Source organism: Anaerobium acetethylicum (assembly GCF_900096945.1).
Classification (GTDB): domain Bacteria; phylum Bacillota; class Clostridia; order Lachnospirales; family Lachnospiraceae; genus Anaerobium; species Anaerobium acetethylicum.
The window spans coordinates 1-12024 of the sequence record NZ_FMKA01000057.1; the positions used below are offsets into that span (position 1 = coordinate 1).

10 protein-coding genes are annotated in these 12024 nt (G+C 40.9%); 9 read left to right on the forward strand and 1 reads right to left on the reverse strand.

Translation table 11 applies throughout. The features are described 5' to 3' along the window. Positions 1-224: 224 nt before the first annotated feature. The 4 genes from BJR36_RS19020 (at position 225) to BJR36_RS19035 (ending at position 3565) form a co-directional block, all read left to right on the forward strand. Positions 225-392, forward strand: a complete 168-nt coding sequence (locus tag BJR36_RS19020; protein ID WP_207648918.1) for a hypothetical protein — start codon at positions 225-227, stop codon at positions 390-392. A 12-nt stretch (positions 393-404) separates the two neighbouring features. Beyond that, a complete protein-coding gene (locus BJR36_RS19025) occupies positions 405-1079 on the forward strand; it encodes a tetratricopeptide repeat protein (RefSeq protein WP_091237017.1) in 675 nt (224 codons plus the stop codon). A gap of 821 nt (positions 1080-1900) precedes the next feature. Next, positions 1901-2263 (forward strand): winged helix-turn-helix transcriptional regulator, encoded by a 363-nt coding sequence (locus BJR36_RS19030; protein WP_207648919.1) that lies wholly within the window; start codon positions 1901-1903, stop codon positions 2261-2263. A gap of 309 nt (positions 2264-2572) precedes the next feature. Then, complete coding sequence (locus tag BJR36_RS19035) at positions 2573-3565, forward strand: Fic family protein (RefSeq protein WP_091237018.1); 993 nt, start codon at positions 2573-2575, stop codon at positions 3563-3565. Positions 3566-3642: 77 nt separating this feature from the next. On the opposite strand, the gene BJR36_RS19040 is transcribed toward BJR36_RS19035, so the two are convergent. After that, positions 3643-4590: an AraC family transcriptional regulator gene (locus BJR36_RS19040; RefSeq protein ID WP_091237019.1), complete on the reverse strand. Its 948-nt coding sequence runs from the start codon at positions 4588-4590 to the stop codon at positions 3643-3645. Positions 4591-4907: 317 nt separating this feature from the next. Here BJR36_RS19040 and BJR36_RS19045 point away from each other — a divergent pair, with 317 nt between their 5' ends. The 5 genes from BJR36_RS19045 (at position 4908) to BJR36_RS19065 (ending at position 11007) form a co-directional block, all read left to right on the forward strand. Next, positions 4908-6221 carry an ABC transporter substrate-binding protein gene (locus BJR36_RS19045; protein WP_169823788.1) on the forward strand — a complete coding sequence of 438 codons (1314 nt, stop codon included), beginning with the start codon at positions 4908-4910 and terminating at the stop codon, positions 6219-6221. Between the two features lie 82 nt (positions 6222-6303). Continuing rightward, positions 6304-7194 carry a carbohydrate ABC transporter permease gene (locus BJR36_RS19050; RefSeq protein WP_091237025.1) on the forward strand — a complete coding sequence of 297 codons (891 nt, stop codon included), beginning with the start codon at positions 6304-6306 and terminating at the stop codon, positions 7192-7194. 15 nt (positions 7195-7209) lie between these two features. Beyond that, complete coding sequence (locus BJR36_RS19055; protein WP_091237021.1) at positions 7210-8049, forward strand: carbohydrate ABC transporter permease; 840 nt, start codon at positions 7210-7212, stop codon at positions 8047-8049. 53 nt (positions 8050-8102) lie between these two features. Next, entirely contained in the window at positions 8103-10334 is a 2232-nt protein-coding gene (locus tag BJR36_RS19060) for an alpha-galactosidase (protein ID WP_091237022.1), read from the forward strand. 40 nt (positions 10335-10374) lie between these two features. Continuing rightward, positions 10375-11007, forward strand: a complete 633-nt coding sequence (locus BJR36_RS19065) for a YczE/YyaS/YitT family protein (RefSeq protein ID WP_091237023.1) — start codon at positions 10375-10377, stop codon at positions 11005-11007. Positions 11008-12024 lie beyond the last annotated feature (1017 nt).

Here is a 12024-nt window from a genome sequence, read left to right on the forward strand (position 1 = left end):
GTGTTTTGCGGATGATTTCAACAAAAAATATCAAATAATACAGTAAAATCAGTGCTTATAAGGTTTCCACGTTATAATTCTCACGGGAATGTAGGTTTTAAATTAATTGTTATATGCACAAAGGAGTCTCCTGAAAAACGGTGCCACGGTCCGGATATCATTATGAAAAAGGGCGATGATGTACTGGTAGTGGAATTATGCAATATGATGAGGCTCTTGCTGCTATGAAGGATATTATTGAGGATGAGAAAGAATATAAAGCTGCAGTGGTTTATGTAGGTGTTAATGGGTCAGACATAAATTGGGGCAGAAATATTTCAAAGTATGCAGAAGAGTTATTTAGTTCTGGGGAAAATATAAAGGCGCTAGACATGGTTAAAATCAATTATTAGGGAGTGAGACTATTGAATTTAGTAAAACCAAATAAAAAGAAATTAATGGAAAATGTTGAAAGCCAGTTAAGCAGATATGAAACAAAGCTGTTATCTGTAAATTATGAATCCTTGGCTAGGACATATATGTATTTGAAAGATTTCCCGAAATACTACGAAGCAATGGAAAAAGCGTTGGAGATGCAAGAAGGACGAATTACTAAGGCTAAAGAGAAAAATAGTACATATCGTATCGCATCAGCGATTCATATGAAAGCCAACTTTCTTAGGTTACTTTTCAGGGAAGAAGAGTCAAGGAATGTATTTCAAGAGGCTTTAAGGCTATATAAACAGGCATTGCCAGAAGATTATCGTAATGATCCGGATAGTTTTCGCAATATTTTGTGGGAGATTGCAGCGGTAGAATTACACCTTGGTAATTATCAAAACAGCATTGATATCTGTGAATTGTATAAAGGGCAAAAGCCGATTGCTGCAATCATATCCAGTGCAATATTGGATGGAAATAATCCGGAAACACTCGAAAAAGCAATGGCTATCATTAAAAAGGATGCTAGGGGTGTACCAATGGGATTGGAAGACAGTAACACAACATCCCTATGGGATCTCTATGAAATCTGTTTGCAATTATTGGGATTGCCATCTATACTGGATGAGATTAAGGCATATATAGAAAGCAGGAAGTAGCTGTTTGTGTATTGACTTTTGGTGGTCATAAGTAAGAGTGGGATACTCCGTTACTGATAACAGGGATATTTTAGCAAAAAGATATTGAATGCCATTGCATAACTTGAAAGTTTTGCAATGGCATTTTTACATTTCTTCATAGTAAGTAGCAATCCTTTAACGCCGCTAGAATTGAGGTTTTGTAGCAACGATTTAACAAAAGCCCAACGAAATTATATGGGTTTGAGGTCATTATGAAAGAAAAAAGATATTAAAATGTTGTTGCAACTTCTTGACACAAGAGGGTTATAACTTTTGCATTACCTAGACAATTTCAAAAATGCGTTAATTGGGAAAAGGAGGCTGTATGAAAAACATACGATTACGCCAGAAGGGTCCACCTCAACGAGGAATCTTTGGATTTGAAACTTAATAACAATTCAAATATTCGCCATTACATTGGCGAAATTTTTATTTTGGGAGGAAAATTAACTTGAAATTCATCAATAATCTTAAGGAACCGATAAGTCTGAAAAAAGGGTAAAGAACCCCGAGTATAGTTTAAATGCTGGAAAATTATAAGTCTGTTTTTTTACGGAAATATCAGGTACAATCTCCACCGTATGGAGGTGATTGCAGTGGGAAACGTAATTCCTATAACTGATATTGAGACAGGTAGATTTTCTGTTATTATTAGATTTTCGCCCATTCTAATTCTCCTTTTACTAATTTGATTTTGGGTAATTGATTTTATCAATGCAAACATATTATATGGTAAAATAAAATGAATTGGAAGTACGCACCTTTTAGTAAGCTACAAATATGAATTAGGGGGGAATACTGTGAATGAATCGAAAAAAATCAAGTGTCCACTTGAATTCACCTTGAGCATTGTTGGTGGTAAATGGAAGATGGTTATACTGTGGAGGCTTTTAAACGATAATGTAAAGCGATATGGTGAAATAAAAAAGCAATTGAGTGGGATTTCGCATAAGATGTTAAGCCAACAATTAAAAGAATTAGCAGCAGATGGACTGATTAAAAGAGAGGATTATCAAACGGTTCCGCCAAGAGTGGAATACTCATTGACGGAAAAAGGTCGTTCCTTAATGCCTCTGTTACAACTTGCATATGAATGGGGAAAAGAAAATATAGAAGAGTATATGGAGCAAGCCCCTCAAAAGGGTGAAAATGCTGAACCTTAAGCTCAGTCTTATTTTTTTCATTTGCTGATATCATTTGCTTTGATGTAAATAATATCTCAGCCAGATCCTCTTGTGATAACCCAAGATTGTTTCTTCTTCCCCTAATGCTTCCACCAATTGTTGCATTATCCATTTTCGTAGTCATATTTCCTCTCCATTCCGGAGCACAAAACAGAAATACAAATGAAAAAGAGCGCAAAAATGGAGTCTGAAAAACGTATGCAAAACTCTTATAGAAAAGAATCGTGATAATTTTCAAAAAATGTGGTAAGATAATAAGCAAGATAATAAGTAAGTCGAGGTGACGATATGGAGGGATATAAACCACCCTATTCCTTAACAGAAGAGATGATGAATCTTGTGTCTTCAATATCTGAGAAAATGGGAAAGATTGATGTATATCACAATTTAGATTCCAAACCACACTTAAGAAGAAATAACAGAATAAAGTCCATTCATTCCTCATTGAAGATTGAAGCAAACTCTCTGTCCATTGGTGCAGTTAAAGATGTCATTGATGGAAGAATTGTCCTTGGACCAGAGCGCGAAATACAGGAAGTGAAGAATGCATACGAAGCATATGAGCTGATTCGTTCAATGAATCCGTATAAAATAGAGGATTTGCTGAAAGTTCATGGGGTCATGGAAAAAAACCTGGAGCTGGAGGCAGGCAGTTTCAGACGTGGTGATGAAGGAGTTTTTAATGGTGACCAGTGTATTTTTATGGCACCACCACCGCATCTTGTTCCTGGTCTTATGACGGATCTTTTTACGTGGATGGAAAAGAATAACAAGAAAGTACATCCATTAATTATGAGTGCAGTATTTCATTATGAATTTGTTTTTATCCATCCGTTTTCTGATGGGAATGGAAGAACTGCAAGATTGTGGCACACGGTAATTTTATCAAAATGGAATTCTGCTTTTGAGTATATTCCTATTGAGAGTCAGATAGAAAAATTTCAGGATGGATATTATGAAGCAATTGCACAGTGTCATGTAAATGGTAATTCCAACGTATTTGTCGAATTTTTGTTGAAGCAGATTGACAGTATTTTAGATAAAGTAATCAATCAGATTCGTAGATCGGATGATGGACTTACTGATTACGTGAAAAAGATGCTTGACCTAATGGATTTTGAAGTTCCATACAGTGCGGTAAGTATTATGGAGTTATTAGGATTAAAATCAAGAGAGACATTCCGAAAGAATTATTTGGATCCTGCGCTAGAACTTGGATTGGTAGTTCGGACAATACCGGATAAACCCAATAGCAGGAATCAGAGATATGTGAAAAAATAAGAGATAGAATATGAGGTACCTGACACCATAAACTGCAGTTTATGGTGTCAGGTACCTTTTTTATTCCCAGGTGTCTGTCATGGAGCAGATGGTGATTCGACGCTATTCATATTCAGCCGGTATTGGGAAGGACTGCATCCCATACGCTGCCGGAATATCTTGGTAAAGGCAAGGGCGTTCGGATATCCGCATTTCATGGCAATATAAGAAATGGGATGGTCGGGATTCTCCAACAGCGTTGCTGCCTGCTGCATGCGGAGACGCACCAGATATTCCTGAGGAGACATCTGATATTCGGTATGGAAGCTTTTGGATAAATAGCTTCTGTCGACGCCGATATGGTCAGCCAGTTCTGAAATCTGGATTTTCCGGGAAAAATTATTGGAAATATAGCGCATGGCCATTTCGGCATATTCTGATTTGGAATGCCTGGCGGTCAGCTGGTTCTGGGGCCTGCTGTTAATCACGTGGGTAAAAAAGGTGAGAAGCTCAGATGTTCGCTGCAGTTCATTTGCAAATGTGATCTTGTCGGAAAGAAACATTCGCTCAATACACTCGATAAGCGGGGACAGGTCGTTCATGGAAATAACGGGCATGGCTTCGGTAAAGCCCATCTGCTTCAGTATATAAGTTGCCTGATATCCGCTGAATCCAATCCAGTAATAGCCCCATGGTTCTTCAATATCGGCCTGGTAGGTAGTGGTGATGCCGGGAGAGATTAGGAATAGCTGTCCTTTGGAAATGCTGTATGTTTTTCCGTCAACGCAGTAGGTTCCCTTTCCGTGAATAACGATATGCAGCAGATAGGAAGAACGGATATACGGACCGAAGGAATAGCCGGACCTGCAATGCTCATAGCCGCAATAATCCAGGTGATAGGGAGAAGGACCCTGGTATATGGTTTGAAGATCGGCAATGTTGTTTTCCGGAAAATGCATCTCGCGATTTAGATTTTCGGGAGGAAAAACTTTCATGACCATGCTGTCATGTTCTTTTGTGATTTCTTTTGTTACCCTGATTTCCATAGAAACTCCTTTAAAAACGGTATGGTGAAAAATGTATGTAACAGCACCTTGGTTTTGTTGGTGATTGTGCAAAATGCACAAAGCATAATCGTGAGCACAGTACAAATATATACTATGTGTTTTGGAAAGTAAAGTATATCAGAAAAAACAGGACACATTTTGCTATATGCTATACACATGAGCCTATAGTTGCGAAGGCTGCCATGTGATATATTTGTCATATAAAGTACAGGAAGTACATTATGTTAGAAAATTCCAAGCATGCAAGGGAAAGAAACTGTCAGACGAAAAAGTTGTTCAAGATTGTGGAGGTATTTATGAAAAGAAAAGTGGTTGCACTCATATTAACAGCAATTATGGCAGCAGGAATGGTGACTGGATGCGGAAGCAATTCAGCAAGTGAGACTGCAGAGGGAAACAGCGCTGGAGAGAAGGCGGAGGTCATCGATCTGAAAGTCTGGGATTCCAAGCAAAAGGATGGCATCCAGACAATTTGTGATGAATGGACGGAAACATCAGGAGTTGATGTAAAAGTTGAAGTGGTTGACTGGGATAATTACTGGACACTTTTAGAAGCAGGTGCTTCAGGTGGAGAAATGCCTGATTTATTCTGGATGCATTCCCAGTATGTGCAGAAATACATGGATGCAGGATTGTTATTAAAACTCGATGATTATATTGCAGAGGATGATGCGATCGACTTGAACAATTATTATCAGGATATTGTAAATATTTATAAGAGTTCAGACGGATCACAATATGCGGTTCCAAAGGATTACGATACAATTGCTCTTTGGTACAATAAATCGATGTTCGATGAAGCGGGGATTGCTTATCCGGATGAGACCTGGACATGGGAAACGATGTATGAGGCAGGGGCAAAGCTGAATAAGGCAGATAGTTCCCAGTATGGAATGGTTGGAAATACAGATGCGAACCAGGAAGGCTACTACAATATTATATACAGCTATGGCGGATATGTGATCAATGATGCAAAGGATAAATCAGGATATGATGATCCAAAAACATTAGAAGCGATGGAAATGTATGGGAAAATGATCGAAGACTGCATGGCGCCACAGTCTGTAATGGCAGAAACAGGCAACGCAGACCTGTTTACTTCCAATACGGCAGCTATGGGCATGTTCGGTTCCTGGTACGTGCCATCCTTTAAGGAAAATGAAGGCGCTTCCAACTGGGGCGTGAGTGTGCTTCCCTACCATGATGCAAATGGCAATGGACAGTGCGATGAAGGAGAACGCGTCTCTATCTATAACGGACTTGGCTGGTCGGCATCTGCAGGCACAGAAGATCCGGATGCGGTATATGATTTGATTTCTTTCCTAGGATCGAAGGAGGGGCAGCTCAGACAGGCAGAATTAGGTGTTACCATGAGTGCTTACGTCGGAACATCAAAAGCATGGAAGAACAGCACGGATGTGATTGATCTGAGTGCATATTTAGATGAAGCAGAAGGTGCGGCAACCCTGGTGATTATGCCGAGCTCCAGAAATGCAGTGTGGGCAGAGGAAGCAAAACAATCATTTGTAGCGGCATGGAATGATACATCGACAATGGCGGATGTATGCAGGAGCATTGCTGACAGCATGAATGCATCCCTTGCACAGTAATCATAAATAAAATAGCAGGTATATTATTTTGGGAACTGTTATGCAGATGGCAGTTCCTAAAATAAACGAAAGGCGTGGGCATATGAAATGGTCAAAGATGACGAAAGGTGAAAAAACGGAAGCCAAATGGGGGCTTGCATTTGTTACACCGACAATCATAGGATTGTTGACACTGAATTTTTATCCGATTGTGAAAACAATCTACATGTCATTCTTTAAAACAGGAGACTTCGGAAGAGGAAATACCTTTGTTGGATTGCAGAATTATAAAAATGTAATCACAAGCGGGGAGTTCTGGGGATCGCTATTCAATACTGTAAAATACGCAATTATTGAGGTTCCGCTTTCAATAGCAATTGCGCTGGTCCTCGCAGTGCTTCTCAACAGGAAGATGAGATTCAGATCCGGATACCGCACCATCTTTTTTCTTCCTATGGTTGCGGCACCTGCAGCTGTGGCCATGGTGTGGAAGTGGCTGTATAATCAGCAATACGGATTGCTGAACCAATTGTTCCACACGGATGTTTCGTGGATCTCTGATCCGAAACATGCATGGATCGCATTGGGCGCTGTTGGCGTGTGGTCTATCATTGGATATAACATGGTGCTGTTTCTGGGCGGCCTGCAGGATATTCCGCGTGACTATTATGAAGCGGCACAGATTGACGGAGCTTCCGAGCTGCATCAGTTTTTCAACATAACGGTTCCCTTAGTTAGTCCGACAACTTTTTTCATTGTGCAGACAAGAATTATTGCGGCTCTGCAGGTATTTGATCTGATATACATGATGATTGACAAGACGAATGCAGCATTAAAAAATACGCAGTCAGTGGTTTATGTATTCTATCAGTATGTATTCACTTATGACAACAAGGGTTATGGAGCTACGATGATTGTGTTTCTGCTGATCTTCATTATGCTGATTACAGTCGTATTGCAGAAACTGGATAAGAAGATTGTATTTTACAACTAAGGAAGGGGTATTGTGATGGAAAGCGCAAAACGTAAAGATACGTTAACACGTGTGGGGATTCATGTTTTTCTGATTTTAATCGCGGTTGTTATGGTCGTGCCCTTTGTATGGATGGCACTTACCGCTTTTAAAACGGTCACGGAATCGACGTCTGTTAATCCGTTTGTTATTCTCCCTTCCAGCTGGAAATTAGATAATTTTACATATGTTTGGGATAATTACAATTTTTTGACTTTATATATAAATACGTTATTAATGATCCTGTTTCGGGTAATCTGTGCGGTTTTGACTGCAACGCTTGCAGGCTATGCATTTGGACGATTGAGGTTTCCAGGCAAGAACCTTCTGTTTGGACTTGTGCTGGTGCAGATGATGGTTCCGCCACAGATTTTCCTGCTTCCCCAGTACCTTATGGTATCCAATATGGAAATGCTGAATACGCAGTTTGCTCTGGTTTTCCCAGGGATAGTAACGGCTTTTGGCACCTATTTGCTGAAAGTATCTTATCAGTCTCTTCCAAAGGATCTGGAGGAAGCGGCGGCCATCGACGGATGCAATATAGGACAGCGTTTTCTGTTTGTCATGGCGCCGCTTGCCCGTTCCGGAATGGTCTCCCTGGGCATTTTTACGGCGGTTATTGCCTTTAAGGAATTGATGTGGCCGATGATCGCATGTACAAATACGACATCCACATCCCTTTCGGCAGCGCTTGCAAAGATGCAGGGACAATTCAGCACAAACTATCCACAGCTTATGGCTGCGGCATTATTCGCAATATTGCCAATGACGATCCTGTATTTGATTTTTCAAAAGCAATTTGTGGAAGGGATCGCGACATCTGGCGGGAAATTATAGTAAACAGCCAGGATACAAGTTGGAATCAGGTTTGAGGAAGTGGAGAAGAAAACATGAATATTTTATTTCAGGAAAATACAAAAACATTTCATCTATATAATGACTATATAAGCTATATAATGATGATTCTTCCAAATGGGCACATGGGGCAGCTTTATTTTGGAAAACGGATCAATGAAAATAAGGATTACTCTTATCTCCTTGAGATGGCTCCACGTCCTATGACGTCTTACATTTTTGATGAGGACAGGCTGTTTTCGCTGGAACATGTGAAGCAGGAGTATGCCGTGTATGGGACCACGGATTACCGGCATCCGGCATTGGAAATCGTGCAGGAGAACGGAAGCAGGATTTCTGATTTTCGATATAAAAAGCATATGGTTGAAAATGGAAAACCATCTCTGGCGGGATTGCCGGCTACCTATGTGGAAAGCCCGGAAGAGGCAATGACACTGGTCATCACATTGGAGGATTGCGTTACAGATATCCGGCTGAAGCTTATGTATACGATTTTTGAAATGGGCGGCGTCATTGCCAGGAGTACGCAGATGATCAACAATGGACAGAAGGCTGTTCACCTGACAAGCGCCATGAGCCTGTGCATGGATCTTCCGGACTGCAGCTACGAGTGGGTGCAACTTTCAGGCGCATGGTCCAGAGAAAGGCACATAAAGACAAGAAGGCTGGAGCAGGGAATCCAGGCGGTGGACAGCATGAGAGGAAATTCTTCCCATGAACACAATCCTTTTGTTGTGCTGAAACGTCCCTCCACAGATGAATTTCAGGGCGAGGCGCTTGGCTTCAGCTTTGTCTACAGCGGGAATTTCCTGGCGCAGGCAGAGGTGGATACTCATGACACGACAAGAATTTTAATGGGAATCAATCCTGCCTGCTTCGACTGGAAGCTGGATGCAGGAGAAGATTTCCAGACGCCGGAGGCGGTCATGGTGTATTCTGCAGAAGGATTAAACGGCATGAGCCAGACTTTCCACAGATTATACCAGAAGCGTCTTGCAAGAGGATATTGGAGAGACAGGGAAAGGCCGATTCTCAACAATAACTGGGAGGCAACCTATTTTGATTTTACGGAAGACCGTCTGGTAGAAATCGCCAAAAAAGCGAAAGAAAGCGGTGTTGAACTGTTTGTCCTGGATGACGGATGGTTTGGCGAGCGAAACGACGACCATGCCGGCCTGGGAGACTGGGTTGCGAATCCGAAGCGCCTGGCAAACGGCATCACCGGGCTTGCGCAGCGGATAGAGGATCTGGGCCTGAAATTCGGCCTGTGGTTTGAACCGGAAATGGTCAACAAAGATTCCGGGCTTTACCGCACGCATCCGGACTGGATGATCGAAACGCCAAATCGCCATGCTTCCCATGGAAGATATCAGTATGTACTGGATTTTTCCCGTAAAGAGGTGGTGGACGCCATTTTTAATATGATGGATAAAATTCTTAGCGAGGCAAAGGTCTCCTATATCAAATGGGATATGAACCGCAGCATCACGGAATGCTATTCGAAGGCATTGCCGGCAGACCGCCAGGGTGAAGTGTTCCACCGCTATATACTGGGCGTTTATGATCTTTATGAAAGGCTGACTGCAAAATTCCCCGAGATCCTGTTTGAATCCTGTGCCAGCGGCGGTGGGCGTTTCGACCCCGGAATCCTGTATTATGCGCCTCAGGGCTGGGCGAGCGATGATTCGGATGCCATCGAGCGTCTTAAAATTCAGTACGGAACATCGCTCTGCTATCCGGTTAGCAGCATGGGAAGCCATGTGTCCGTTATTCCGAATCATCAGGTATACCGAAATACTCCGCTCCACACGCGCGCCAATGTGGCGATGTTCGGGACATTTGGATATGAGCTGGATCTCAATAAGCTGACAGAAGAGGAACAGAGGCAGGTCGGGGAACAGATTGCGTTCGTGAAGCAGTACAGGAGATTGCTTCAGTTCGGGACATTTTACCGGTTGCGCAGTCCTTTCGAAGGAAATGTCACTGCGTGGATGGCAGTCAGCGAAGACCAAAAACAGGCAGTCGTAGGATGGTATCGCGTGCTGAATGGCGTCAATCTTCCGTTTTCACGAATTCCTTTAAAGGGTTTAAACGAAGACTATTGCTATGGGATTTCCGGGCAGGACCGGGTCTGTTATGGGGATGAGCTTATGAATCTGGGGTTGATCACGACAGATGCAACTGCCGGAGAAGTCGGTGCAGGCATGAAGCCAGGCTGTGACTTTGATTCGAGAATTTATGTAATAACAGCAGTTGAACCGGTGTAGCATTTTTTCTATACGGAAGGCGAAAGAGAGGAAAACGGATATGAACGTCCTTTATAAGAGGCGTGTTTACAGAACGGCGATAATGGTTTTGGGAATCCTGTGCATCGGAATCTGTGTGGGTAGCTATCGGTTAAGCGGCTTCGGCGTAGATCCGTTCACTTGTATGAACCTTGGAATCAGCGGGTTTTTAAAGATGCAGTTTGGAACCTGGCAGATGATTGTCAATGCTTTGATACTAATTGCTGTTTTTTTTGCTGCGCGTCATTGTATCGGAGCCGGAACAGTAGTCAACATGGTCTGCGTAGGATATGGTGCAGATTTTATATACTGGATGGTAAAGGATATTCTGCGGGTAGAGATGACGCTGCCGCTCCGGATCGTGGCATTGCTGCTGGGTATATTTTTCGCAGGACTGGGAGTTGCCCTGTATATGACTGCGGAAATGGGGATTGCACCCTATGACAGTGTTGCAGTGATTATTGAGAAGTGGACAAAAGGAAAACTGAAATTCCAATATGCAAGGATTCTTAGCGATGTAGTTGTGGCTTTGATCGGAGTTGTCTTTTGTGCAATGGCAGGGAATAGTATTTGGGATATTTTGGGAATTGGAACCATTATGAATGCATGCCTGAATGGACCGCTAATTCAATTCTTTAGAAGAATGCTCACGTGAAATGAAAGGTACCTGACACCATAAACTGGAGTTTATGGTGTCAGGTACCTTTTTTCGTGTTCGCCATTGTAGAAGATTATGAATTCTTTTGGATATACATTTTTAATGCTTTAATTGCTAAAAACAGTACGTAGATTAATTCGATAGCTAAAACCATCATAATGCCATAAATAAATATAGCCACAAAAGACCAAAAACCCATAAAGCCATTCATTATATTCCGCCCCCCTATTTGTTTTATAATTTAAAGACTGAAATCTTGTTGCAAACAATTGTAAAATAAATACATAGAAATAGTATATATGATATGATTGTAAAAAATCAAGAAAAGAACAGAGAAAGTTGATGGAGCGGCATGTTCTATATTTTATTTATTACGGTGTTATATTTTGTTTTATCTTGGTTGTTAATAAAAAACCCTAAAAATCAATCTGGAATCTAAATCCCTACTGAAAATATAGTGAGGATATGTTAATTTATGTAAAGTGAAAATACGAACAAATCCGAAGTAATAGTAACAAAAAAGGTATTGTACCTGTGGCATCCCGACGATGAAAAGTCTGGGTAAATAAAACCAGCAAAATCAAGAGTGGTAATGGAAGGGGAGAAAGGTTGATTGTGTCCTAAAATGTAAAATAATGAATAGTATTCAAATGTTAATTATAGTTGACAAAAAATGTAATAATATATTACTGTAAAAAGGAATTTTTTGTTAAAACTGGAATTGGTGATCCATAATAAGAAAATTTAATGATTATAGAGGGAATGGTAAAGTTTTTTTTCTTTTTGCTCTATAATTTTACATTTTTAAGTTGTCTAGAGAAATCTACTGCAACTATGTGGATGTACAAAATTCTGACACGTATCCAGGTATAATATAGAGTACAGCTTTAAGTAGTGTCTGCTGAGCAGACCTGAAACTATTGATTTTACTGATTTTCTCGACGTTTTATGATAAAATATATGCAAGGGTTTTTGATTTGCTGAAATGTTTTTCTTGCAGTTTTTCGAATATTT